This window comes from Streptomyces sp. PL-29 (assembly GCF_058344425.1).
This window is the reverse complement of the sequence record NZ_CP136996.1, coordinates 3100352-3123497: the sequence shown is the minus strand read 5'-3', so window position 1 is coordinate 3123497 and position 23146 is coordinate 3100352. Positions and strand designations below refer to the sequence as shown.

Genomic DNA, 23146 nt, shown 5'->3' with positions numbered 1-23146 from the left:
GTCCAGGTCTGGACGAAGCCTGCTGCGGGCCGCCTCCGGACGTTCGGCGTAGTCCGCCGCATCGCCGACGAGACGGCTGAGGTCCGTCATCTGCACCCGCTCCAGTCAGTCCGACAGAACCAGCGCCTCATCCGAGGTGAGCTTGATGATGATTTACGGATCATCCGTTCCTCGAACATACTTCGTCGAGCCTGCACTGTCAGAGGTGCCTGGCACAGTGCCGCTGTGAACGTTGATTCCCTTCTGGAAGCTCATCGAGGAGTACCGGCGTCAGGCGCAGAGCCCGGAGTTCAGGTGCGTGCCCGTGTCGAATGGGAGTCGGAGGGCGCCGGACTTGAAGGCGATTGCGGAGCGGATCTGTGCTCCGAACGGGGTGAGCGCCGCTGCAACGTCCTGCGTTTCCGGATGTAGAACCGATGGCGGATTGGCTCGGACGGAGCCGTGCGAGAGGCTGGCTGGCGCCTCCAAGGTGACCTCCCAGGCGGAGCCGAGGACCAGTGTGAGCCGGAAGTCCACCACGATCCTGGTGACGGGCAAGTCGCGGAGGTTCAAGATCCATCGGTCTTCGTGTTCAACGGGACCTTGCTCAGTAGTCATCCATGCACCCTGGCTGATGTGAGATGCGATAACCACGCGTTTTGGTACGCCAGGGGCCGTGTCTGACCTTCAGCGGAAGTCGGCGGTGCCGCAGATGAAGGTGGTGTCCTGGAGGAGGTCCGGGGTGACTCGGATGCCGGTGATGTGCTCGGCGAGTGCGAAGGCGGCCGGCACGGCCAGGCCGTCGTCCGTTTTGGTGGGCTCTTCGGGGAAGGTGAAGCCGAGGTGGCGGATGACGTCGAGGAGGTCGTTGGCGCGGGTGCCGGTGCGGTAGGCGGCATCGCGGATTTCGAACTGGAGCTGGGGTTCGGTGTCCTCGGCCCAGAGGAACGAGCCGTCGTTGTTGGCGTTCGCGTTGTCGTAGTGGGAGATCCAGCGGGTGCCCGCTGATGCGGGCAGGGCCTTCTTCTCGTTCACTCCGTGCCAGCCGTTGGGCTCGATCATGAGGGTCCACGGGCCGAGCGTCGTCATTCCGAAGTACGTCCGCGTGGTGCTGAAGTCCCAGAGCCCGTATGCGGTGTCGACGAGTGCGTTGATCCCGGTGACCTCGGGTTCGGGTTGGCCGCCCAGTCTGCTCAGCAGTTCGTTCGGCGGCACGTTGTGCACGAGGGTGAGGCAATAGGACTCGGCGAGGTCCGGGAAGTCTTCCTCGAACCACAGGTAGTCAGCAGCAGTCGTAGCCATGTGGGAGATCCTTCACGACGGCTATGACATTGAGGGTGCCCGGGTCCCGGGAGGGCGTCGCCTCAGGCCGCGGCGGACCCGCCGCATCACCGTGCCGGCCATTGAGGCGATCTTGTAGGGGTGGGGGTCGGAGTGGAGCAGGTCATCGGGCGGCAGGCGTTGGAAGAACTCGTCCAGGAACTGGTTCACATCTGCGGTGTGCATGCTGTCGCTGAGGTGAGCTTGTTCCGCTTTGGCGGACACCATCGGTGTGGTGGTCAGGCCGCGAGGGCGGCCTCGTAGCCCACATGCCCGCCACACGTCGCTGACCAGCACCAGCCGTACCGGTTGCCATGCCCTCGGAAAGCCGGCAACCGGCGCTCGGGCCGTACCGACTCGAACCGGACCGACCACAGAGACTCCGGCGCCTCGCGCCCACGGACCCCGCCTGCGTTTACGTACTCCAGATCGACGTCCTCCGCCGACACCTCACACGCATCCATCCATGCCTCCGAAACTACGCCTACCAGCCACGACGACCGTGGACACAGTCACAGCGACGTACCCGGAGATGACTGTGACATCAGCTCATCTGCCCGGAGATCTCCGAGACTGCCGGACATCACAGAGACCGGACAGCTGCTGGTAATCGAGGACGCGGACAGCCCACTGCGGTCCCCGTTCGTACACGCAGTGGCCTTGGTCGACGCTTCCGTCAGGCGCCTAGGCAACGGTTCACTCGGCGCGCAGAACCCTCAAGGAGCCCGGTACCCAGCGATGACGTCGGCCTCTTCCAGGCGTTTGAGCCGGCGCAGGCAGGCGTCCTTGACCCGGAAACCCTCGGTCGCGGCCTTGAGGGCCTAATCGACGTCGAGATCTACTCCCAGGACCGCAAGAGCTTCGAGGAGTTCGAGTCCGCCGTGGCCGCCTTCGATGAGGTCATCGAGTGCCGATGCATGTACGGCCGCCCCGACTACTTCCTTCGCGTCGCCGTCGGCGACCACGCCGCCTACGAAGCCTTCCTCACAGGCAAGCTGAGCGGCCTGACCGGCGTACGGTGCAAGAAGATCAAGGTAGACAGCTGACCGGCAATGGTGGGACGACAGATGTCCTGCAAATACGACACCTATCGTGCTCAGTCACAAGTCGGGCCGGGAGGCGGGTGGGAGATGTTGCAAGCATCTGCTTGCAAAAGTTAGCAAGGTCGGGCAGGATCTGGAGCATGGCATCGCTCAACGTCGGACATCTCGGCGAATACCTCCGTGAGCAACGGCGGCAGGCGCAGCTCTCGCTGCGGCAGCTGGCCGATGCGGCGGGGGTGTCGAATCCGTACCTGAGCCAGATCGAGCGCGGGCTGCGCAAGCCGAGCGCGGACATCCTGCAGCAGCTGGCCAAGGCGCTGCGGATCTCCGCGGAGACGCTGTACGTGCAGGCCGGGATCCTGGACGAGCGGGACCGCGACGAGGTGGAGACGCGAGCCGCCATACTCGCCGACCCGTCCATCAACGAGCGGCAGAAGCAGGTGCTGCTCCAGATCTACGAGTCGTTCCGCAAGGAGAACGCACTCGACGCGCCCGCCGTTCCCGACGGGCCTGGCACACCGTCCGACGAGATGCCGTCGAAGACCGACTGAAGTTGATCCGGGAGGACCAGCACATGGCCATCGCCGATGACCTGAAGAAGACCCTCACCGACCCCACTCCCCTCTACTTCGCCGCCGGCACCGCCGACCTCGCCGTCCAGCAGGCGAAGAAGGTGCCGGAGCTCATCGAGCAGCTGCGCGCCGAGGCCCCCGCGCGCATCGAGGCCGTGAAGAACACGGACCCGAAGGCCGTGCAGGAAGCGGTCACGACGAAGGTGGCCGAGGTGTTCGGCGCGATCGACCCGAAGAAGATCGGGGAGAGCGCCCAGGACCTGGCGCTGCGCGGCGTCGGGGTGGCCGCCGAGTACGCGGTGCGCGCCAAGGAGACCTACGACAAGGTCGCCGAGCACGGTGAGCAGGCCGTACGGGCCTGGCGTGGCGAGGTCTCCGAGGAGATCGTCGACATCGCCGTCGTCGTCGAGCCGCGGCCCGAGCCGACTCCTGAGGTGCAGGCCGAGCCGGCCGCGGAGGCCGCGGCCGAGGAACGGCCCGCCGCGAAGAAGCCCGCCGCGCGCAAGACCACGGCCAAGAAGGCCGTCGTCGCCGCGGACGACGCGAGCTGAACCGCGCCCGCAGGGGCGAGCACGGGCCGGGCACCCTTCGAGGGCCCGGCCCGTTGTGGTTGATGGAGGGGCGGGTACCGGTAGCGTGGAGTGAGGCGGGATCCGACGTGCGAAGTGCGAGCAGGAGAAGGCGGTCGAAGCGATGTTGATGGACGGGTTCGATCGAGGGGTGATCCCGCTGCTCGGGCTCGCCATGCTGGTGCTCGCCGTGGTGGCCTTCGGGTTCGCGCTGCTGGCCCGTGAGGACGCCTACCGGGCGGCCGACAAGCAGAGCAAGACCTTCTGGCTGGTGATCCTCGGTATCACCGTGCTCGTGGACGCCTTCCTGGGGCTGCTCTTCCTCCAGATCGCGGGCCTGGTGGCGACCATCGTGTTCTTCGTGGACGTACGGCCGGCCCTCAAGCAGGTCTCGGGCGGCGGCCGCCGCAGTGGCGGCAGCAGCAGTGACGGGCCGTACGGCCCCTACAACGGCGGACGGTAGCCCCGTCTCCGGCCGGTAGCCCTTTGCCGCCAGGGGCAGGGGTAGGGGCGGGCCGAGCCGGGCTCGGGTCAGCCTTCGGCGCGCGAGAGCAGGACCAAGGCCACGTCGTCGGTGAGCTCGCCGCCGTTGAGGCGGCGGGCCTCGGTGACGGAGGCCTCCAGCAGCGCCTCGCCGCTCAGACCGCGGTCCAGGTGGCGGTTGATCATCTCGACCATGCCGTCCTGGCCCAGGCGTTCCTTGCCCTCGCCGATCCGCCCCTCGATGAGGCCGTCGGTGTAGAGCATCAGGCTCCAGCTGCCGCCGAGCTCGACCTGTCGGCGCGGCCAGCGGGCCCGGGGCAGCAGTCCGAGGGCCGGGCCGCTGTTCTCGTACGGGAGGAGCTGCGCGCGGCGCCCCGGACGGGAGATCAGCGGTGCCGGATGGCCGGCCAGGCACAGGCCCGCGCGGCGGCCGTCCGGGGCGATGTCGACGGTGCACAGCGTCGCGAAGATCTCCTCGCAGGGGCGCTCCACCTCCAGTACCTCTTGGAGGGTGGCCAGCAGGTCGTCGCCGCAGAGGCCGGCCAGGGTCAGGGCGCGCCAGGCGATGCGGAGCTCGACGCCGAGGGCGGCTTCGTCCGGGCCGTGGCCGCAGACGTCGCCGATCATGGCGTGGACGGTGCCGTCGGGGGTGCGGACGGTGTCGTAGAAGTCGCCGCCGAGGAGGGCCCGGCTGCGGCCGGGGCGGTAGCGGGCGGCGAAGCGCAGATCCGACCCCTCCAGGAGGGGGGTGGGGAGCAGGCCGCGCTCCAGGCGGGCGTTCTCCTGGGCGCGCAGTTTCGATTCTGCAAGCTTGTACTGGGCTATGTCGGCCCGTTTTCTCTCCACCGCGTAGCGGATGGCGCGGCTCAGCAGGCGGCCGTCCAGTTCGTCGCGGAAGAGGAAGTCCTGGGCACCGACCCGGACGGCCTCGGCGGCGCGCTCGGCGTCGTCCTCGTCGGTCAGGACGAGGACGGCGTGGTGGGGCGCGAGGCGCAGCACCTGGTGCAGGACGGCGAGCTGCTGCTCCACGGTCGCGGTCGCGGTCGCCGGCGCGGTGGCGGTGGCGGTGGCGGTGGTCGTGACCCCGATGCCGGCGCGGGTTCCGCTTCCGGGAAGCGACAGGTCGAGCAGGATGCAGTGCACATCGGGGGTGAGCAGCCGCTCGGCCTCGGTGAGGTTGCGGGCGGTGCGAACCCGGATGCGGTGGCCGTCGGCGTCGAGGATCTCGGGGACGGTGAGACCGCCGGCGGGGTCGTCCTCGATGACCAGGAGGGTCAGGGCGGTGGTCTGCGGGGTCGCCTGTGCGACACCGGCACCGATGGGGATGGGCGGTGCGGCGGCATGCAGAACGGCCTGACCGCTCTCCGTGGCGGGGGTCTCCCTCTGCCGCGGTACGGGTACGGGCATCGTTTCCGGTTCCTTCCCTCCCCCCGAGGGTGCGCTCCGGCAGACCCTAGCGGTCCCGGCCCCGCGAACGGAATGCCGTTCTCGGCGGGGGTCTCCGTCATATGCCGTCATCACGGGGGAAAAACGGCCTCACTGGATGACAAAGGTCACGGCGGGGCCGCATTCCGTCCCGTGTACCGAGACGTCCCCCGCCCGCACCGGGTTGCCTCGGTCCCGGCGCCTGCCGGCCGCCCTGCCGCCTGCGGCTCGCGGGCCTGCCCCGGCCAGGTGCGGGGCCGGACCTGGCGGGCCGGACCTCCAGGGCTGGACCTCCGGGGCCGGACCCCCGCCTCCCGGGTACGCAGGGCTTCGCCCGGCCCGCCGACCGCAGCCCGCCGAGCCCGGCCCCGGCTTACGGATGCCGGGCCCCCGCCCCGGCTTACGGATGCCGGGCCGGCTGCGGGCCGATTGCGTGCCGGGCTCGGGGCGGGGTGCGTGGCCCCGTGGCCGCCGACCCCGCCCGGGAGGGATCAGGCGTCCGGGCGGACCACTGCCTTGATCGGCATCGAGCCCGCGCCCGCCATCGTCACGTTGCGGCCGGGGCGCGGGGCGTGGACCATCGCGCCGTCGCCCACGTACATGCCGACGTGGCTCGCGTCGTCGAAGTAGATGATCAGGTCGCCCGGACGCATGTCCTTGACCGCGATCTTCGGCAGCAGCCGCAGCTGCTCCTGCGAGGTGCGCGGGATGCCGCGTCCCGCCGCGCGCCAGGCCTGGGAGGTCAGCCCGGAGCAGTCGAAGGAGTCGGGGCCGACGGCGCCCCACTTGTACGGCTTCCCTATCTGCGCCGTGGCGAACTGCACGGCCAGCTTCCCGGCCTCCGTCGCCTTGCCGTTCACGTCCTTCATCGCGCCCGTGGACAGCCATGCCGTCTGCGCGCGGTACTGGGCTTCCTGTTCGAGCTGGATCAGCCGGGCCTTCTCTTCGGCCTCCAGCTTGCTCTCCAGCTCCTCGGCGGCCTTGATCTTCTCCTCGATCTGCTTCTTGGACTCCTCCTGCTTGACCCGGTTGTCCTCCAGCGTCTTCCAGCGCTCGCTCGCCTCCTCCGCGTAGCGCTGCAAGTCCGCCTGGGTGCGGTTTAGTTCGGAGAGGAGGTCCGAGGCGGCCTTCTCGCCCTGGCGCAACCGGTCCGCCCCGTCGAGGAACTGGTTCGGGTCCTCGCTCAACGCCAGCCGCGCGCCCGGGGGCAGGCCGCCCGAGCGGTACTGCGCACGGGCCGCAGCACCCGCACGGCTCTTCAGGACGGCGATCCGCTCCTTGCCGGCGACGATCAGGTTGGCGATCTCGACGATCTTGTCCGACTGGGCCTTGGCCTCGGCTTCGGCGAGATTGTAGGCGTCCGTCGCGGCGCCCGCCTGCCGGTAGAGCTCCTCGATGTCCTTGCGGACCTGCTCCAGCGACGCGCCGCCCGGCTCGGGCAGCGGAGCGGTCGGTGCCCCGGGTGCGGCCGGAGCCGTCGGCGCGCCCGGCGCGCCCGGTACGGCCGGAGCCGCGTACGCCGTGCCCGTCGCCAGGCCCGGCGCCGTCAGTACCGCCATCGCGCACAGCAGCGCGAGAGAGCTTGCGCGTCGTCGCCCTACCGACCCCATGGTCCCCCCAGGCACCCGCGTCAGATCCGACACCAGATCTGACTATTCATCAGTAACTTCGCACTGCCATCGGGATGGTGCCACGAGTCGAAGAATTCCGACAGCCTTGTGGAGGGCATTTCGATCTTGTCTGCCCCGACGGCCCCCGATCCCTGCCCCCCCATGGATCGAACGGGGCACACCCGCCCCCCGGTTCCCCGCCGCACCGCATTCACCCCAGCGGGCGCAACGACTCCCAGCGCAGGGTCAGTTCCCCCCTGCCGCCACCGCACCGGCCCGTCCGCCAGCGGCCAGTCGGCGGACAGCGCCCGCGCCGTCCGGATCCAGCGCTGCCGCGCTCCGTACGAGGCGTACGGAGCCGCCGCCGCCCACGCCCGGTCGAAGTCGCGCAGGAACGCGTGCACCGGCTCGCCCGGAACGTTCCGGTGGATCAGCGCCTTCGGCAGCCGCTCCGCCAGGTCGGAGGGGCGCTCCAGCGACCCCAGCCGGGTCGCGAACGTCACCGTGCGCGGGCCCTCCGGACCCAGCGCCACCCACACGTGCCGCCGCCCGATCTCGTCGCAGGTCCCCTCCACCAGCAGCCCGCCCGGGGCCAGCCGCGCGCACAGCCGCGCCCAGACCTCTGCGACCTGCTCCTCGTCGTACTGGCGCAGTACGTTCGCCGCGCGGATCAGCATCGGCCGTTCCCCGCCCTCCAGCGGGACCTCGAAGCCGCCGTGTCGGAAGCTCAGCCCGTCCCGCTCGTACGGCTTCGCCCCCGCCACCCGAGCCGGCTCGATCTCGATGCCCACCACCCGCACGCGCGGCGCCGTCTCCCGCAGCCGTGCCAGCAGCTCGACCGCGGTCCAGGGCGCGGCCCCGTAGCCGAGGTCCACCGCCACCGGATCACCCGCACGCCGCAGCACGGCCCCGTGGGTGGCCGCGATCCAGCGGTCCATCCGGCGCAACCGGTTCGGGTTCGTCGTCCCGCGCGTCACCGAGCCCACAGGACGGCCGGGGGCGCGGCTGGGTGACGGGGTGGTGCGGGAGGCCATGGGCCGAGGGTAAGCGGAGCGCCCGCACACCATGAAAATCGCGCGGCGCCGGGCGCCCCGCACCGGATTGCGCTCCCGGAAGGCGGCAAGAATCACGAGGAGCCGGCAGGAAATGCGGATTCCCCGGAATGCGGGGGACGGCCATCCGGGTTGCACTCCTTGCAGGGCGCCCCACGCGCCCCTGTCGTCATGCCGTCCGAGCGTCGCGCGCGCACCGTCCGAGCCGAGAGGAAGCGCTTCCTTGAGCCAGTACGTGTCCCGCCTCGGCGGCAGCCTCAGCGGGCGCCTCGCCGCCGCCCGTGCCGCCACCCGCCACGAGCCGCCCCGGCTGCGCCTGCCGGCCGTCGGCCACCACCGCAAACCGCGCCGCGTGGCCATGCTCAGCGTGCACACCTCACCGCTGCACCAGCCCGGCACCGGCGACGCGGGCGGGATGAACGTCTACATCGTGGAGCTGGCCAGGCGGCTCGCCGCGATCAACATCGAGGTCGAGATCTTCACCCGGGCCACCACCGGCGGGCTGCCGCCCGTGGTCGAGCTGGCGCCCGGCGTGCTCGTACGACACGTGGACGCGGGCCCCTACGAGGGCCTCGCCAAGGAGGAGCTCCCGGCCCAGCTGTGCGCCTTCACCCACGGAGTGATGCAGGCCTGGGCCCGCCACCGGCCCGGCCACTACGACCTCGTCCACTCCCACTACTGGCTCTCCGGACACGTGGGCTGGCTCGCCGCCCAGCGCTGGGGCGTCCCCCTCGTGCACGCCATGCACACCATGGCCAAGGTCAAGAACGCGGCGCTGGCCGAGGGCGACAGCCCCGAGCCCGCCGCCCGGGTCATCGGCGAGACGCAGATCGTGTCCGCCGCCGACCGGCTCATCGCCAACACCGCCGAAGAGGCCGACGAGCTCGTGCGGTACTACGAGGCCGACCCCGCCAAGGTGGCCGTCGTGCACCCGGGCGTGAACCTCGACCGGTTCACCGTCGGCGACGGCCGGGCCGCCGCCCGCGCCCGCCTGGGCCTCCCGCAGGACGCCGTCATCCCCCTCTTCGCCGGGCGGATCCAGCCGCTGAAGGCCCCCGACATCCTGCTGCGCGCCGTCGCCGTCCTCGTCGACCGGGACCCCTCACTGCGCCGCCGCCTCTTCGTCCCCGTCGTCGGAGGCCCCAGCGGCAGCGGTCTCGCCAAGCCCGAGGGCCTGCAGAAGCTCGCCGCGAAGCTGGGCATAGCCGACCTCGTGCACTTCCACCCGCCGGTCGCCCAGGACGGGCTCGCGGACTGGTTCCGCGCGGCGTCCGTGCTGGTCATGCCCTCCTACAGCGAGTCCTTCGGGCTCGTCGCAATAGAGGCCCAGGCCACCGGCACCCCGGTGCTGGCCGCCGAGGTCGGCGGGCTGCCCGTCGCCGTCAACGACGGCGTCACCGGCATCCTCGTACCCGGGCACGACCCGGCGGACTACGCGAACCGGCTGCGCCGCTTCGTCGACGATCCCGGGCTCACGGATCGGATGGGCGCGGAGGCCGCGCGGCACGCGCAGTTCTTCGGCTGGGACACCGCGGCGAGCGGCACGGCCGACGTCTACACGGCGGCGATGCACGATCACCGCCGTCGCGTACGCTCCCACCATGGCTGACACCGCCGAGATCGCCGAGATCATCGAGAGCGCGCTGACCGGCGCGGAACTGAGCTGGGAGAGCCCGGCGCCGGGCGCCTACGTCGTCACGCTCCCCGGCACCCGCAAGCTGAGCACCACCTGCTCGATCCGGGTCGGCCGGCACTCCCTGTCGGTCAACGCCTTCGTGATCCGCCACCCCGACGAGAACGAGGCGGGCGTCCACCGCTGGCTGCTGGAGCGCAACCTCAAGCTGTACGGGATGGCGTACGCGGTCGACCGGCTCGGCGACATCTACCTGACGGCCCGCCTGCCGCTCGGGGTCGTCACCCCGGAGGAGCTCGACCGACTGCTCGGCACCGTGCTGGAGGCCGCGGACGGTTCGTTCAACACACTGCTGGAGTTGGGCTTCGCGAGCGCGATCCGGCGCGAGTACGACTGGCGCGTCTCGCGCGGCGAGCCGACCTTCAACCTCGACGCCTTCAAGCACCTGACGCGGCCGCAGGGCGATCAGGCCGGCCCCGGCACTCCGATCGGCTGACACGGAGCACCGAACGGCGGGGGGTGGCGTGTCGGCCCGCCCCGCCGGGGCCGGGCACCCGCACCGTGGCGGGATGAGCGGGAACACAGCCGAAGCACTCATGTACACCTGGTTCGCCCTGGTTCTCCTGTCCGCCGGCTACGTCGCCCACGACGCCTTCACCCGTAACCCCGAGCTCACGGTGATGAAGTGGGGCTGGGTGCTGGTGACCCTCTACATCGGCCCGGTGGGCGCCGCGCTCTACGTGCTGTCCTGCAAGGAACCGCGACCGTGGACCCACGAGCGGTTCGTGGCGCCGCTGTGGAAGCAGGCGCTCGGCTCCACGATCCACTGCGTGGCCGGCGACGCGACCGGCATCATGGTCGCGGCCGTCGTCGCCTCGCTGCTCGGCCTCCCGCCGTGGGCCGACGCCCTGCTTGAGTACGTGGTGGGCTTCGGCTTCGGGCTGCTCGTCTTCCAGGCCCTGTTCATGCGCGACATGCTCGGCGGCAGCTATCCGAGGGCCGTCCGGGCGACGGTGTACGCGGAGTGGCTCTCGATGAACTGCGTGATGGGCGCCATGGTCGCGGTGAACGTGATCGTGCGCAGCCACGTGCCGGGCGCGCAGGACGTCGGTGACGTGCGCTTCTGGGCGACGTTCTCGCTGTCGGTGCTGGCCGGCCTCGGCTTCGCGTACCCGGTCAACGTGTGGCTGGTCGCCAACCACCTCAAGCACGGGATGGGGACGGTACGGGCGCTCGGCGCCGGCGGCGAGCCGCTGCCGCAGCCGGCCGCGGAACGCCCCGACACGGCCATGGACATGGGCATGGACATGGCCATTCCGGAGGCCGGAGTGACGGCGGAGCAGAAGACGGCCATGGCGGTGCTGACGGTCCTCTTCCTCGCCGCCGGGACCCTGCTCGCCGCGATCTTCGGCCAGCTGGCCTGATCCCACCGGCCCTGGCCGATGGCCCCTGCTCGTCCTGCACGGGCCCGCGGCCCTGGGCCCGGCCCGCGGCGAACGGGCCCGTGGCCCGCGCCCGGCTCGCAGCGGCGGGCTCCCGCCCGGCCGCCGGTGCCGAGCGGGCCCGCGGCCGGTCAGCGTGCTCCGGCCCGGCCCCGGCGGTCCGCCCGCGCCGGCCCCGAGGCGGGGAGCGGCTCGGCCGGAGCCGGTGCGGCGTCGGCGGGCGGTGCTTCCGGCGGGGCAGTGGGGGCGCCGCCGGCCGCTGCCGGGGCCGTCCCCCTGTCCTCCTCGGAGAGCCCCCGCATCAGCAGCCAGTAGCCGACCGCCGCCACCGTGCCGAGGGCGCCGGTGGCCGCCCAGAGCCAGTCCGCCCCCCACCGGTCGATCATGAAGCCGGCCATCAGCGGCGCGACCAGCGCGGCCACCGCCCAGGACATCGTGTAGACGCCCTGGTAGCGCCCGCGCCCGTGCACCGGCGAGAGCCGTACGACCAGGCTCATCTGGGTCGGCGAGTTGACGATCTCGGCGAGCGTCCAGACGCACACCGTCAGCGCGTAGGCCCACACCGGTCCGGCGAAGGCCGTCAGCGCGAAGCCGTAGCCGGCCAGCAGTGCCGAGACCACCAGCAGCTTCTGCGGGTCGCGGTGCTCGATGAAGCGGGTGACGGGGATCTGCAGGACGACGATCAGGAAGCCGTTCACGGCGATCACGAGCCCGTAGTCCCAGGGCGAGAACCCGGCGGAGCCCATCGCGACGGGCAGGCCGACCGCCCCCTGCGTGAAGATCAGTGAGATCAGGAACGACAGTCCGACCACACCCATGAACCGCCCGTCCCGCAGCACGGTGCCGAGCCCGATCTCCGCTTCCGAGCCCCCCTTGTCCGAGGATCCGCCGGCTCCGGAGTCGCCGGACCCCGACCCGCCGGACCCGCCGCGCTCGGGCCGGGACTCGGGCAGCTTGGCGTACACCAGCACCGCGCAGGTCAGCGTGAGGGCCGCCTCGCCCAGGAAGCCGGCCAGGTAGCTGTACTCGGCGATCAGGCCGGCCGCGGTCGCACTGACGGCGAAGCCGAGGTTGATGGCCCAGTAGTTGAGCGCGAAGGCCCGTACGCGGTCCTCGGGGCGGACGATGTCGGCCATCATCGCCGCGACCGCCGGGCGGGAGGCGTTCGAGGTCATGCCGACCAGCAGGGCCACCGCGGCAATGGCCGCCGGGTGTTCCATGAAGCCCAGCAGCGCCACCGAGAAGGCGGTCGAGGCCTGGGCCGCCAGCAGCGTGGGGCGCCGCCCCAGCCGGTCGGTCATCACGCCCGCGACGAGCGAGGAGATCACGCCGCCCAGCCCGTGGAGGGCGACCACGAGTCCCGCGAAGGAGGCCGAGTAGCCCCGGTCCAGGGTCAGGTACAAGGTCATGAAGGTGGCGACGAAGGCCCCGAGCCGGTTCACCAGGGTGCTCGTCCACAGCCACCAGAACGCCCGGGGCAGACCCGAGACGCTCTCCCGGGCGGCACGTCTCAGACGGGCAGCGGACATAAGGGATCCCCCCGAGGGTGTAAGTGTCGCAATCGCGAGGTGCACGTTACGAGGGGGTGGGCTCCGGGCGCCAGTCAATTGACCCGCACCGTCAATCGGCGCCGCCGCGCACCGCGCGCGGGCGCGTGCGCGCGTCCATTAGGCTCGTACGCATGGCCGACGCACCGTACAAGCTGATCCTCCTCCGCCACGGCGAGAGCGAATGGAACGCGAAGAACCTGTTCACCGGCTGGGTGGACGTCAACCTCACCGAGAAGGGCGAGAAGGAGGCGGTCCGCGGCGGTGAGCTGCTCAAGGACGCCGGCCTGCTGCCCGACGTGCTGCACACATCCCTCCAGAAGCGCGCCATCCGCACCGCGCAGCTCGCGCTCGAGTCCGCGGACCGCCACTGGATCCCGGTGCACCGCTCCTGGCGCCTGAACGAGCGCCACTACGGCGCGCTGCAGGGCAAGGACAAGGCGCAGACCCTCGCGGAGTTCGGCGAGGAGCAGTTCATGCTGTGGCGCCGCTCCTATGACACCCCGCCGCCGGTGCTCGAGGACGGCACGGAGTTCTCGCAGTCCGAGGACCCGCGCTACGCGTCGATCCCGAACGAGCTGCGTCCGCGCACCGAGTGCCTCAAGGACGTCGTCGAGCGCATGCTGCCGTACTGGTACGACGGCATCGTCCCGGACCTGCTGGCGGGCCGCACGGTCCTGGTGGCCGCGCACGGCAACTCCCTGCGCGGTCTGGTCAAGCACCTCGACAGCATCTCGGACGAGGACATCACCGGCCTGAACATCCCCACCGGCATCCCGCTCGTCTACGAGCTGGACGCGGACTTCAAGCCCCTCAACCCGGGCGGCACCTACCTGGACCCGGCTGCTGCCGCGGCCGCCATCGAGGCCGTCAAGAACCAGGGCAAGAAGTAGCCCTCACGCACGCAACAGCCCCCTACCTGCTGCTTCCCAGCGGGTAGGGGGCTTCTCGGCGTCGTGGGGCCGTCCGGCGCGTCGCCGTACAGGCCGTCCCTGCGGATACGGGCCTTCCCTGCGGAAAGGCCGCTTCTCGGATCAGTCCGGGGCGGGCGCCGCGGATCTCTGCCACTCGGCGCCGATCGAGCGGATGAGGGCCGGGTAGACGCCCAGGTGACGGAAGGGCTTGATGGCCAGCATGTAGGCCGCGCCCAGCAGCCCGTTGGGCTTGACCAGGACGGCCATCTGGCCGCGGTGACCGCCGTTGCCGTCCGGGACCCAGCCGATGTGCATCACCCCGTGCATCGTCTTGTTGGCCGTCTCCGCCGCCCACTCGTCGTGTGTCTGGTAGACGGAGGTGAAGGGGAGCGAGGGGACGTCCGGTCCGCGCTCGCCCTCCCTGAGGTCCGCCGGCAGCCGGTCGCGCAGCGTCGGCACCCTGGAGCGGAGGCCGTCGGCCGGCGCGTCCCAGCCGAGCAGTGCCCCGAGCTTCCACCGGATCGCGAAGAGGGCGCGCCCCGCGCGGGAGGGGACGGGGTGCCCCGCGCCCTGCCGGGTGAACTGGCGCACCAGTCGCGCGAGGTCGTCCGGGCCGCCCGGCGTCGGCAGCGCCCACACGTCCTCGACCCGGAAGTCGCCGGTGATCTCGTGGATCCGCCAGGGTCGGGAGGTGTGGGCGGTGCGGGGGAGTCTCATGAGCAAGCCCCTTCTATACGATGCCGTATAGATCGAGGTTAGCACTCTTCTATACGGCACCGTATAGAAGGGGTGGCGAGGAGGGACCGGCATGGGTGCGACCCGCACACCGCGCGGCAAGTGGATCGAGGAGGGGCTGCGGGCGCTGGCCGCCGGCGGCCCGGAGGCCGTCCGCGTCGAGGTGCTCGCGCAGGCGCTCGGCGTCAGCAAGGGCGGCTTCTACGGGTACTTCGGCAGCCGGGGCGCGCTGCTCATCGAGATGCTCGACACCTGGGAGCGCGAGGTCACCGAGGCGGTGATCGAGCTGGTCGAGAGCGGCGGGGGAGACGCCAGGGCCAGGCTGGACCGGCTGTTCACGATCGTCGCCTCCTACGAGGAGGGGCCGGTGGTCGGCGTCGACGCCGACCTGGCGATCCGCGACTGGGCCCGGCGCGACGAGGCCGTCGCCGAGCGGCTGCGCCGCGCGGACAGCCGGCGTATGGAGTACTTGCGCTCGCTGTTCCGCGCGTTCTGCGCCGACGAGGACGACGTCGAGGTCCGCTCCCTGATCACCTTCTCCCTGCGGATCGGCTCCCACTTCATCGCCGCCGACCACGGCGGCCGCAGCCGCGCGGAGGTCATGGCGCTGACCCGGAAGTGGCTCCTGCGCTAGGGCCTGCCCGGCGGATCGGGGGCGGCCGGGCCCGGCGGCGCCGCCCGGAGGCGCGAAAAAGGCCCCCCGTCCGCGGAATGTCCACGGGCAGGGGGCCCTTGCGCGTGCCGGACCGGGTGGGCCCGGTCAGCCACCGCACTGGCAGGGGGCGCCGGACTGGCAGCCGCAGCCGCAGCCGGAGCCGCAGCCACAGGCCGCGAGCAGCGGGAGCCGGAGCGGCTCGGGCCTCGGCGGCTGCTCCTGCTCCGGGGTGATGGGGACGGGGGGAATCGGGCATGGTTCCTCCTCGGCGAGGCGGTGCCCCGCGGCATGCGGGACTCGTACGACTGACCGCACTCGCCCTCATTCATGCCCAGCTCTACCGGCGCGTCAACGGCGCACGGGGGCTCGAAGTGGCTCGGCGCCGTCGCACACCGCCCCACACCAGGGCGCCGTGCCGGGCTTCACGCCCTCGACCTGGGTCGGCTGCTGGAGCTCGTCGGCGTGCTCGCCCGTCACCAGATAGACCACCCGCTTGGCGACCGACACCGCGTGGTCGGCGAAGCGCTCGTAGTAGCGGCCGAGCAGCGTCACGTCCACCGCCGTCTCGATGCCGTGCTTCCAGCGGTCGTCCATCAGGTGCTGGAACAGCGTGCGGTGCAGCTGGTCCATCTCGTCGTCGTCCTGTTCCAGCTGGAGCGCCAGGTCGACGTCCTTCGTGATGATGACCTCGGCCGCCTTCGCCATCAGGCGCTGCGCCAGCTGCCCCATCTCCAGGATCGTGGCGTGCAGGTCCCGCGGGACGGCGCGGTCCGGGAAGCGCAGCCGGGCGAGCTTCGCCACGTGCTGGGCCAGGTCGCCGCTGCGCTCCAGGTCGGCGCTCATCCGCAGCGAGGTCACGACGATCCGCAGGTCCGTGGCGACGGGCTGCTGGCGGGCCAGCAGCGCGATGGCGCGGGCCTCCAGGTCGTGCTGGAGGTCGTCGACCTTCTGGTCCGCCGCGATGACGCTCTCGGCGAGCTTGAGGTCGGCGTCGAGCATGGACGTCGTGGCACGTCCGATCGCGGAACCGACGAGCCGGGCCATCTCGACCAGGCCCTCCCCGATCGAGTCCAGTTCCTCGTGGTACGCGTCGCGCATGTCTCGTGTCCCTCTCTCGACCTGTTACTGCGGTGATGCCCGGGGCGGGCCGGGGCGGCCTGCTGCCCACGGTGACACGGTGGGCCGCAAACGCGTCCGACTCCGGCACCGCAAGTGAATCAGCCCGGTCGCCAGGGTGAACTCTGGGCGACGACTGTTCGAGGCGCCACCCGAACGGCTGTGGAAGTCTCGTCGCGCCTGCTTAACCTGGATCCATGGACGTGAACGCGGCGGTCGCCGCAGCTGCAGCGATCGCCGGTCTGTGCACCGGCGTCATCGCGATGCTGGCGTTCCGCTGGAGCGAGCGCGACCAGGCCCGCCCCACCCGGAGCTCCATGCGCCCCGACATCAATGCGGTGCTCCCGCCCGGTGTGGACACCGTCCTGTCGGTGCTCCGCTCCTCCGCCGTGGTGCTCGACGAGGGAGACGCCGTCGTCAAGGCCTCGTCCGCCGCCTACGCCCTCGGGCTCGTGCGCGGCGGCAAGCTTGCCGTGGAGCCGATGCTCCACATGGCCCGTGACACCCGTCGCGACGGGGAGATACGCCAGGTCGAGCTGGACCTGCCACGCCGCGGTACCGGTCGGGGCGAGGCCCTCGCGGTGTCGGCGCGCGTCGCCCCGCTCGGCTCCCGCCTGGTGCTGCTCCTGGTCGAGGACCTCACCGAGGCCCGCCGCATCGAGGCCGTCCGCCGTGACTTCGTGGCCAACGTGTCCCACGAGCTGAAGACCCCGGTCGGGGCGATCTCCCTGCTGTCCGAGGCCGTCATGGACGCCGCGGACGACCCCGAGGCGGTCAGCCGCTTCGCCGGCCGCATGCAGATCGAGTCGACCCGGCTGATCAGCCTGGTGCAGGAGCTCATCGACCTGTCCCGGGTGCAGAACGACGACCCGCTGGAGGACGCCGAGCCCGTCCGCGTGGACACGCTGGTCGCCGAGGCCATCGACCGCTGCCGCCATACGGCGTCGTCCAAGCAGATCACCATGGCCGCGGGCGGCACCGCCGACCTGCGCGTCTGGGGCCACCGGGGGCAGCTCGCCGCCGCCCTCGGCAACCTGGTCGAGAACGCCGTCAACTACAGCCCCGCCCGTACCCGCGTCGGCATAGCCGCACGCAGGGTCACGGCCCCCGGAGGAGACCTGATCGAGATCGCCGTGACCGACCAGGGCATCGGCATCCCGGAGAAGGACCGCGAGCGGATCTTCGAGCGCTTCTACCGCGTGGACCCGGCCCGCTCCCGCGCCACGGGGGGCACCGGCCTCGGCCTTGCGATCGTGAAGCACGTGGCCGCCTCGCACGGCGGGGAGGTGTCGGTGTGGAGCTCGGAGGGCCAGGGCTCCACCTTCACCCTGCGGCTCCCCGAAGCGGCCGCGTCGTCCCCGGCGGCCGCGCCCCGCACCCACCCGACCCCAGCCTGAACCACTTCCGCTCCAGCCATCCCTGCCCCGGAGGTCCTTCCGTGACCCGAGTGCTCGTCGTCGAGGATGAGGAATCCTTCAGCGACGCCCTGTCCTACATGCTCCGCAAGGAGGGCTTCGAGGTCGCCATCGCGGCGACCGGCCCCGACGGGCTCGACGAGTTCGAGCGCAACGGCGCCGACCTCGTCCTCCTCGACCTGATGCTCCCCGGTCTGCCCGGCACCGAGGTGTGCCGGCAACTGCGCGGCCGCTCCAACGTGCCCGTGATCATGGTGACCGCTAAGGACAGCGAGATCGACAAGGTCGTCGGGCTGGAGATAGGAGCGGACGACTACGTCACCAAGCCCTTCTCCTCGCGGGAGCTGGTCGCCCGCATCCGCGCGGTCCTGCGCCGCCGCGGCGAGCCGGAGGAGGTCACCCCGGCGGCCCTGGAGGCCGGCCCGGTACGGATGGACGTCGACCGCCATGTGGTCACCGTCGCCGGCGGCAAGGTGGACCTCCCCCTGAAGGAGTTCGACCTGCTGGAGATGCTGCTGCGCAACGCGGGCCGCGTGCTGACCCGCATGCAGCTGATCGACCGGGTCTGGGGCGCCGACTACGTGGGCGACACCAAGACCCTCGACGTCCACGTCAAGCGCCTGCGCGCCAAGATCGAGCCGGACCCGGGAGCCCCGCGCTACCTGGTCACGGTCCGCGGCCTCGGCTACAAGTTCGAGCCGTAGGACGCCCCGCACGGAAACGGAAAGGGCCGCCGTCCGCTGGTGCGGACGGCGGCCCTTTCCGGGTGCGTACGGGTACGGCGTTACTCCGTGGCCCGGATCAGTGGCCCGCGGCGTGCGAGGCGGAGCCCGACGGCGACGCGCCCGCGGCGCCCGAGGGGGACCCGGACGGGGAACCGGAGGCGGCACCCGACGGGGAACCGGACGGCGTGCCCGAGGGGCTGCCGGACGGGCTGCCCGACGCGGCCGGGGCCCCGGACGGGCCGAAGCCCGCGTACATGCCGGCGGCCGGGACCACGAAGGCCTGGAGCTCGACGCCGCCCGTGCTGCTCAGCTGGAAGACGACCTTCTGCACGTCGCCGTTCTTGGCGGCCTCGGAGCCGTTCTCGATCACGGCGGAGGCGTTGTCCTTGCCGCCGAGCACCACGGAGCCGCCGGCCGGCACGGTGATCTTGCCGGAGCCCTCGGCCGGCTTCAGCACGACCTTGCCCTTGCCGTCCGCAAGGGTGATGCCGTCGAGCGTCTGCGCCTCGGTGCCGTTGTTGAAGACGGTCGCCGAGACGACGGCCGGGCCCTTCTGGTCCTTCTCGCCCTGGGTGATGACCAGTGCGTTCTGGATCTCGATGTCGCCCTTGGCGGCGGAGGCGTTGTCCGGCTTGATCTGGAGAGTCTGCGCGTCGTTGCCCGCACCGCATGCGGCCAGCGAGGCGATCGAGAACACGACGGCGGTGGCGGCGAGGGCGCCGCGTCGAAGGCTGCGGCTCACGGCGGCGGCAACTCCTTGGACGAACGGAACGGGTGGGCTCTCCCGGCAACCGCTGGGAGGTATCCCCGGAGCGGCCGGTGTGAAGCCGCTCTAAGGGTGTGTCAGCGGGCTTAGGTTACCGAGCCGCCGCCCCGCCCCCGCACCCGACCCTCCGCAGCGCGGCCGCGACCCCGGGGTTGTCCCCGATCTCGCATTCCGGCCGGTGTTCGCCTCGCCGTTCGCCTCGCCGATCATGGGCCGCTCGCATATCGTGCGGCCGGCGCCCGTTGATCAATTCCGGGATTCCTTCGAAACGCCACTTGGTGATCAATTTCGGATTGGGCCGGAACCGGCTCCCGCGCGCCTGCTCGCCAGCCGAACGGAGCAGTTCGGTTTCGCGACTCCCAACCCGGCAAAACGGGACGTACGTCACACTGATGGAGGTGTGCAGCGGGTGTAGCGTGGCCCTTTCGCCCGGTCCGCGCAGCGCCCCCGACCTGCGAATACCCCCTTCCGGAACCCTTCCGCAGCACGTTCCTGTTGCTGTTGTCAAGCCCCGAGATGTGCCCTGACCTGCGAAAACGCCATTCATAACAGTCAGTTCTCGTGTTACCCTGGATAGCCACGGAAGGGGTACCTGTCACATGACGTTCAAGGTTGGCGACACCGTGGTCTATCCCCATCACGGGGCCGCGCTGATCGAGGCCATTGAGACTCGTCAGATCAAAGGCGTGGACAAGACCTACTTGGTGCTCAAGGTCGCCCAGGGCGACCTGACGGTTCGTGTGCCTGCGGACAACGCGGAGTTCGTCGGCGTTCGCGACGTAGTCGGCCAGGACGGGCTGGACCGGGTCTTCGAGGTGCTTCGTGCACCGTACGCAGAAGAGCCGACGAACTGGTCCCGGCGCTACAAGGCGAATCTGGAGAAGCTCGCTTCTGGCGATGTCATCAAGGTCGCCGAAGTGGTGCGCGACCTGTGGCGTCGGGAGCGCGAGCGCGGGCTCTCCGCGGGCGAGAAGCGCATGCTCGCGAAGGCGCGCCAGATCCTGGTCAGCGAGCTCGCGCTCGCTGAGAACACGAACGAGGACAAGGCCGAGGCCCTCCTCGACGAGGTGCTCGCGTCCTGACGCGAAGCCTCGTGCACGGTGTGCACAGCTTGCCGCGGTGCCCGATGACAAGGTCCCTCCTCCACGAGAGACCTGTTGCCGGGCGCTGCGGCATGTCTGTATCCGTACCTCATCGCGTACCCCGTCTTGCGGTACGCGTACCCCTGACCGCCTGACTCCATCACTGGATCACTGGCGTGCCGGGTCCGGGCGGCCTGCTCGACCGGTCGTCACGGAAGGGGCGAGGGGCGTCGCACCCGGCACCCTTCAGGCCATACCCATGTCGGCCGAAGTCACAAACCTGGCTCGGAAACCTGGCTCGGAGCTACTGATGTCTGACGTAACGCGGCCCCGCCGCACCGCCGCGGTGATCCCGGCCGCCGGCCGCGGGGTACGCCTCGGCCCCGGGGCCCCCAAGGCCCTGCGGGCCCTCGGCGGCACCCCCATGCTCGTGCACGCCGTCCGCGCGATGGCCCGCTCCCGCGCGGTGTCCGTCGTGGTGGTCGTCGCCCCGGCCGGCGAGGCGGCCGAGGTGCGGCTGCTGCTCGGCGAGCAGGCGCTGCCCGAGCGGACCGAGGTCCTGGTCGTCCCCGGCGGGGAGACCCGCCAGGAGTCCGTACGCGCCGGCCTGGATGCGCTGCCGCAGGACGTCACCTCCGTACTCATCCACGACGCGGCCCGCCCGCTCGTCCCCGTGGACACCGTGGACGCCGTCGTCGAGGCCGTGGACCGGGGTGCCCGGGCCGTGGTGCCCGCGCTCCCGCTGGCCGACACCGTCAAGGAGGTCGAGCCCGGCGGACCGGGCGAGCCCGAGCCGGTCGTCGCGACGCCCGAGCGGGCCCGGCTGCGCGCCGTGCAGACCCCGCAGGGCTTCGACCTCGCCACGCTCCTGGAGGCGCACGCCGCCATCGCCGTCGCCGGCGAGGGCGCCACCGACGACGCCGGCATGGTGGAGCGCCTCGGCGTCCCCGTCGTCGTGATCCCGGGACACGAAGAGGCCTTCAAGGTCACCCGCCCGCTCGACCTGGTCCTCGCAGAGGCCGTACTCGCCCGCAGGAGGGCCACCGATGGGTTCTAGTCCCGACGCACCGCTGATCCCGCTCGTCGGGATCGGCACCGACGTGCACGCCTTCGAGGCCGGCCGCGAGCTGTGGTGCGCCGGGCTGCTCTGGGAGGGGGAGGACGGCCTCGCCGGGCACTCCGACGGCGATGTCGCCGCCCACGCCGCCTGTGACGCCCTCTTCTCGGCCGCCGGGGTCGGCGACCTGGGCGCGCACTTCGGCACCTCCCGCCCCGAGTGGTCCGGCGCTGCCGGCGTCACCCTGCTGGCCGAGGCCGCCCGGATCGTGCGTGCGGAGGGCTTCGAGATCGGCAACATCGCCATCCAGGTGATCGGCGTACGCCCGAAGATCGGAAAGCGGCGCGAAGAGGCACAGAAGGCGCTCGCCGCCGCCGCGGGCGCCCCCGTCTCCGTGTCGGGCACCACCACCGACGGACTGGGTCTCACCGGCCGGGCCGAGGGCCTCGCCGCGATCGCCACCGCCCTCGTGTACCGGACGAACCGGGCCTGAACGTCCGCGGAGACGGCACATCTTCGGCAACAAAGCGGCCCCGCGCCCGCAAAGGTCGCGGGGCACTGCTACAGGCCCACTACCCTGGATGCCGTGACTATTCGCCTGTACGACACCAGCGCCCGGCAGATCCGCGACTTCGTCCCGCTCGTTCCGGGCTGCGTCTCGATCTACCTCTGTGGCGCCACCGTGCAGGCGGCCCCGCACATCGGGCACATCCGGTCCTACCTGAACTTCGACGTGATGCGTCGCTGGTTCGCCCACCGCGGCTACGACGTCACCTTCATCCGCAACGTCACCGACATCGACGACAAGATCATCACGAAGTCCGCCGAGCAGGGCCGCCCCTGGTGGTCCATCGGCTACGACAACGAGCAGGCCTTCAACGACGGGTACGACGCCCTCGGCTGCCTGCGGCCCACCTACGAGCCGCGCGCCACCGGGCACGTCCCCGAGATGATCGAGATGATGCGCGGCCTGATCGAGCGCGGCCACGCCTACGAGGCCGACGGCAACGTCTACTTCGACGTGCGCTCGTTCCCCGGCTACCTGAGCCTGTCCAACCAGGAGCTCGACAACCTGCTCCAGCCCTCCGGCGAGGGCGAGACGGGCAAGCGCGACCCGCGCGACTTCGCCATGTGGAAGTCCGCCAAGCCGGGCGAGCCCTCCTGGGAGACCCCGTGGGGCCGCGGCCGTCCGGGCTGGCACCTCGAATGCTCCGCCATGGCGCACAAGTACCTCGGCGAGGCCTTCGACATCCACGGCGGCGGACTCGACCTGGTCTTCCCGCACCACGAGAACGAGATCGCCCAGGCCAAGGCCTTCGGCGACGCGTTCGCGAACTACTGGGTCCACAACGCCTGGGTCACCATGTCCGGCGAGAAGATGTCCAAGTCCCTCGGGAACTCGGTCCTCGTCTCCGAGATGGTGAAGCAGTGGCGCCCGATCGTCCTGCGCTACTACCTCGGCACCCCGCACTACCGGTCGATGATCGAGTACAGCGAGGAGGCGCTGCGCGAGGCCGAGTCCGCATTCGCGCGCATCGAGGGCTTCATCCAGCGCGTCGTGGAGAGGGCCGGCGGCCCCGTCGAGCCGGCGAAGGAGGTCCCGCCCGCCTTCGCCGAGGCCATGGACGACGACCTCGGTGTCCCGCAGGCGCTCGCCATCGTCCACACCACCGTCCGGCAGGGCAACAGCGCGCTCGCGGAGGACGACAAGGACGCGGCCGTCGCCCGTCTGGCCGAGGTGCGGGCCATGCTGGGCGTCCTCGGTCTGGACCCGCTCGACCCGCACTGGGCCGGCGAGGCCGACCGCGGCGAGGAACTCCACGGCGCCGTGGACGCCCTCGTGCGCCTCGTTCTGGAGCAGCGCGAGTCGGCCCGCGCCCGCAAGGACTGGGCGACCGCCGACGCCATCCGCGACCAGCTCCAGCAGTCCGGTCTGGTCATCGAGGACAGCCCGACGGGTCCGCGCTGGACGCTCGGCGCCCGCTGAGCCCCCGGCACCCCGGAGC

23 protein-coding genes and 1 pseudogene are annotated in these 23146 nt (G+C 71.3%); 15 read left to right on the top strand and 9 right to left on the bottom strand.

Annotated elements, in window-relative coordinates; genetic code table 11:
• Positions 1-270: 270 nt before the first annotated feature.
• Positions 271-597 carry a DUF6188 family protein gene (locus tag R4Z63_RS14210; RefSeq protein ID WP_384450372.1) on the bottom strand — a complete coding sequence of 109 codons (327 nt, stop codon included), beginning with the start codon at positions 595-597 and terminating at the stop codon, positions 271-273.
• A 69-nt stretch (positions 598-666) separates the two neighbouring features.
• A complete protein-coding gene (locus R4Z63_RS14205) occupies positions 667-1281 on the bottom strand; it encodes a DUF6461 domain-containing protein (RefSeq protein WP_384450375.1) in 615 nt (204 codons plus the stop codon).
• Between the two features lie 569 nt (positions 1282-1850).
• On the opposite strand from R4Z63_RS14205, the gene R4Z63_RS14200 reads away from it, so the two are divergent.
• The 4 genes from R4Z63_RS14200 (at position 1851) to R4Z63_RS14185 (ending at position 3946) form a co-directional block, all read left to right on the top strand.
• Positions 1851-2345, top strand: coding sequence for an Lrp/AsnC family transcriptional regulator (locus tag R4Z63_RS14200; RefSeq protein WP_384681012.1), 495 nt, complete (start codon positions 1851-1853; stop codon positions 2343-2345).
• Between the two features lie 137 nt (positions 2346-2482).
• Positions 2483-2893, top strand: a complete 411-nt coding sequence (locus R4Z63_RS14195) for a helix-turn-helix domain-containing protein (protein WP_384450378.1) — start codon at positions 2483-2485, stop codon at positions 2891-2893.
• A 23-nt stretch (positions 2894-2916) separates the two neighbouring features.
• Positions 2917-3465: a hypothetical protein gene (locus R4Z63_RS14190; RefSeq protein WP_384450381.1), complete on the top strand. Its 549-nt coding sequence runs from the start codon at positions 2917-2919 to the stop codon at positions 3463-3465.
• Between the two features lie 142 nt (positions 3466-3607).
• Complete coding sequence (locus R4Z63_RS14185) at positions 3608-3946, top strand: DUF2516 family protein (protein WP_384450384.1); 339 nt, start codon at positions 3608-3610, stop codon at positions 3944-3946.
• A gap of 68 nt (positions 3947-4014) precedes the next feature.
• Here the strand turns inward: R4Z63_RS14185 and R4Z63_RS14180 are convergent, their stop codons facing one another.
• The 3 genes from R4Z63_RS14180 to R4Z63_RS14170 all read right to left on the bottom strand — a co-directional run bounded on the left by R4Z63_RS14180 (position 4015) and on the right by R4Z63_RS14170 (position 8035).
• Positions 4015-5373 carry a PP2C family protein-serine/threonine phosphatase gene (locus R4Z63_RS14180; protein ID WP_384450387.1) on the bottom strand — a complete coding sequence of 453 codons (1359 nt, stop codon included), beginning with the start codon at positions 5371-5373 and terminating at the stop codon, positions 4015-4017.
• 509 nt (positions 5374-5882) lie between these two features.
• Positions 5883-6950 (bottom strand): C40 family peptidase, encoded by a 1068-nt coding sequence (locus R4Z63_RS14175; protein WP_370466503.1) that lies wholly within the window; start codon positions 6948-6950, stop codon positions 5883-5885.
• Between the two features lie 71 nt (positions 6951-7021).
• The gene (locus R4Z63_RS14170; protein ID WP_491522547.1) at positions 7022-8035 is read right to left on the bottom strand and encodes a class I SAM-dependent methyltransferase; all 1014 of its coding nucleotides are present in this window, start codon (positions 8033-8035) and stop codon (positions 7022-7024) included.
• A 241-nt stretch (positions 8036-8276) separates the two neighbouring features.
• Here R4Z63_RS14170 and mshA point away from each other — a divergent pair, with 241 nt between their 5' ends.
• The 3 genes from mshA (at position 8277) to R4Z63_RS14155 (ending at position 11110) form a co-directional block, all read left to right on the top strand.
• On the top strand, positions 8277-9662 hold the full coding sequence (mshA, locus tag R4Z63_RS14165) for a D-inositol-3-phosphate glycosyltransferase (RefSeq protein ID WP_037924673.1): 1386 nt from the start codon (positions 8277-8279) through the stop codon (positions 9660-9662).
• On the top strand, positions 9655-10182 hold the full coding sequence (locus tag R4Z63_RS14160; protein WP_037924675.1) for a type III secretion system chaperone family protein: 528 nt from the start codon (positions 9655-9657) through the stop codon (positions 10180-10182). The genes mshA and R4Z63_RS14160 overlap by 8 nt, the downstream gene beginning before the upstream one ends.
• A gap of 73 nt (positions 10183-10255) precedes the next feature.
• Positions 10256-11110: a DUF4396 domain-containing protein gene (locus R4Z63_RS14155; protein ID WP_384450395.1), complete on the top strand. Its 855-nt coding sequence runs from the start codon at positions 10256-10258 to the stop codon at positions 11108-11110.
• Between the two features lie 149 nt (positions 11111-11259).
• On the opposite strand, the gene R4Z63_RS14150 is transcribed toward R4Z63_RS14155, so the two are convergent.
• Positions 11260-12657 (bottom strand): MDR family MFS transporter, encoded by a 1398-nt coding sequence (locus R4Z63_RS14150; protein ID WP_384450398.1) that lies wholly within the window; start codon positions 12655-12657, stop codon positions 11260-11262.
• Positions 12658-12809: 152 nt separating this feature from the next.
• On the opposite strand from R4Z63_RS14150, the gene R4Z63_RS14145 reads away from it, so the two are divergent.
• Positions 12810-13568, top strand: a complete 759-nt coding sequence (locus R4Z63_RS14145; protein ID WP_030855401.1) for a phosphoglyceromutase — start codon at positions 12810-12812, stop codon at positions 13566-13568.
• A gap of 141 nt (positions 13569-13709) precedes the next feature.
• Here R4Z63_RS14145 and R4Z63_RS14140 read toward each other — a convergent pair whose 3' ends face one another.
• Positions 13710-14306, bottom strand: coding sequence for a DUF2867 domain-containing protein (locus tag R4Z63_RS14140; RefSeq protein ID WP_384450401.1), 597 nt, complete (start codon positions 14304-14306; stop codon positions 13710-13712).
• A gap of 91 nt (positions 14307-14397) precedes the next feature.
• On the opposite strand from R4Z63_RS14140, the gene R4Z63_RS14135 reads away from it, so the two are divergent.
• Entirely contained in the window at positions 14398-14958 is a 561-nt protein-coding gene (locus R4Z63_RS14135; RefSeq protein WP_384450404.1) for a TetR/AcrR family transcriptional regulator, read from the top strand.
• 369 nt (positions 14959-15327) lie between these two features.
• On the opposite strand, the gene phoU is transcribed toward R4Z63_RS14135, so the two are convergent.
• Positions 15328-16077, bottom strand: a complete 750-nt coding sequence (phoU, locus tag R4Z63_RS14130; protein ID WP_491522546.1) for a phosphate signaling complex protein PhoU — start codon at positions 16075-16077, stop codon at positions 15328-15330.
• A 215-nt stretch (positions 16078-16292) separates the two neighbouring features.
• Between phoU and phoR the strand changes: the two are divergent.
• Positions 16293-17474, top strand: a pseudogene (gene phoR / locus R4Z63_RS14125) (two-component system sensor histidine kinase PhoR); the annotation flags it as partial.
• 68 nt (positions 17475-17542) lie between these two features.
• Positions 17543-18214: a two-component system response regulator PhoP gene (gene phoP / locus R4Z63_RS14120; protein WP_465270294.1), complete on the top strand. Its 672-nt coding sequence runs from the start codon at positions 17543-17545 to the stop codon at positions 18212-18214.
• A gap of 97 nt (positions 18215-18311) precedes the next feature.
• Here phoP and R4Z63_RS14115 read toward each other — a convergent pair whose 3' ends face one another.
• Positions 18312-18977, bottom strand: coding sequence for a hypothetical protein (locus R4Z63_RS14115; protein WP_037924688.1), 666 nt, complete (start codon positions 18975-18977; stop codon positions 18312-18314).
• 623 nt (positions 18978-19600) lie between these two features.
• On the opposite strand from R4Z63_RS14115, the gene R4Z63_RS14110 reads away from it, so the two are divergent.
• The 4 genes from R4Z63_RS14110 to cysS all read left to right on the top strand — a co-directional run bounded on the left by R4Z63_RS14110 (position 19601) and on the right by cysS (position 23127).
• Positions 19601-20083: a CarD family transcriptional regulator gene (locus R4Z63_RS14110; protein ID WP_003953493.1), complete on the top strand. Its 483-nt coding sequence runs from the start codon at positions 19601-19603 to the stop codon at positions 20081-20083.
• 310 nt (positions 20084-20393) lie between these two features.
• Positions 20394-21140 (top strand): 2-C-methyl-D-erythritol 4-phosphate cytidylyltransferase, encoded by a 747-nt coding sequence (gene ispD, locus R4Z63_RS14105; protein ID WP_037924690.1) that lies wholly within the window; start codon positions 20394-20396, stop codon positions 21138-21140.
• Positions 21130-21633 carry a 2-C-methyl-D-erythritol 2,4-cyclodiphosphate synthase gene (gene ispF, locus R4Z63_RS14100; RefSeq protein ID WP_037924693.1) on the top strand — a complete coding sequence of 168 codons (504 nt, stop codon included), beginning with the start codon at positions 21130-21132 and terminating at the stop codon, positions 21631-21633. The genes ispD and ispF overlap by 11 nt, the downstream gene beginning before the upstream one ends.
• A gap of 93 nt (positions 21634-21726) precedes the next feature.
• On the top strand, positions 21727-23127 hold the full coding sequence (cysS, locus tag R4Z63_RS14095) for a cysteine--tRNA ligase (protein ID WP_384447887.1): 1401 nt from the start codon (positions 21727-21729) through the stop codon (positions 23125-23127).
• The last annotated feature ends 19 nt before the right edge of the window (positions 23128-23146 follow it).

Bases quoted from the DNA above. Each gene is read 5' to 3' on its own strand.
- R4Z63_RS14210 (WP_384450372.1), bottom strand. From the start codon at position 597: ATGACTACTGAGCAAGGTCCCGTTGAACACGAAGACCGATGGATCTTG.
- R4Z63_RS14205 (WP_384450375.1), bottom strand. From the start codon at position 1,281: ATGGCTACGACTGCTGCTGACTACCTGTGGTTCGAGGAAGACTTCCCG.
- R4Z63_RS14195 (WP_384450378.1), top strand. From the start codon at position 2,483: ATGGCATCGCTCAACGTCGGACATCTCGGCGAATACCTCCGTGAGCAA.
- R4Z63_RS14190 (WP_384450381.1), top strand. From the start codon at position 2,917: ATGGCCATCGCCGATGACCTGAAGAAGACCCTCACCGACCCCACTCCC.
- R4Z63_RS14185 (WP_384450384.1), top strand. From the start codon at position 3,608: ATGTTGATGGACGGGTTCGATCGAGGGGTGATCCCGCTGCTCGGGCTC.
- R4Z63_RS14180 (WP_384450387.1), bottom strand. From the start codon at position 5,373: ATGCCCGTACCCGTACCGCGGCAGAGGGAGACCCCCGCCACGGAGAGC.
- R4Z63_RS14175 (WP_370466503.1), bottom strand. From the start codon at position 6,950: ATGGCGGTACTGACGGCGCCGGGCCTGGCGACGGGCACGGCGTACGCG.
- R4Z63_RS14170 (WP_491522547.1), bottom strand. From the start codon at position 8,035: ATGGCCTCCCGCACCACCCCGTCACCCAGCCGCGCCCCCGGCCGTCCT.
- R4Z63_RS14160 (WP_037924675.1), top strand. From the start codon at position 9,655: ATGGCTGACACCGCCGAGATCGCCGAGATCATCGAGAGCGCGCTGACC.
- R4Z63_RS14155 (WP_384450395.1), top strand. From the start codon at position 10,256: ATGAGCGGGAACACAGCCGAAGCACTCATGTACACCTGGTTCGCCCTG.
- R4Z63_RS14150 (WP_384450398.1), bottom strand. From the start codon at position 12,657: ATGTCCGCTGCCCGTCTGAGACGTGCCGCCCGGGAGAGCGTCTCGGGT.
- R4Z63_RS14145 (WP_030855401.1), top strand. From the start codon at position 12,810: ATGGCCGACGCACCGTACAAGCTGATCCTCCTCCGCCACGGCGAGAGC.
- R4Z63_RS14140 (WP_384450401.1), bottom strand. From the start codon at position 14,306: ATGAGACTCCCCCGCACCGCCCACACCTCCCGACCCTGGCGGATCCAC.
- R4Z63_RS14135 (WP_384450404.1), top strand. From the start codon at position 14,398: ATGGGTGCGACCCGCACACCGCGCGGCAAGTGGATCGAGGAGGGGCTG.
- phoU (WP_491522546.1), bottom strand. From the start codon at position 16,077: ATGCGCGACGCGTACCACGAGGAACTGGACTCGATCGGGGAGGGCCTG.
- R4Z63_RS14110 (WP_003953493.1), top strand. From the start codon at position 19,601: ATGACGTTCAAGGTTGGCGACACCGTGGTCTATCCCCATCACGGGGCC.
- ispD (WP_037924690.1), top strand. From the start codon at position 20,394: ATGTCTGACGTAACGCGGCCCCGCCGCACCGCCGCGGTGATCCCGGCC.
- ispF (WP_037924693.1), top strand. From the start codon at position 21,130: ATGGGTTCTAGTCCCGACGCACCGCTGATCCCGCTCGTCGGGATCGGC.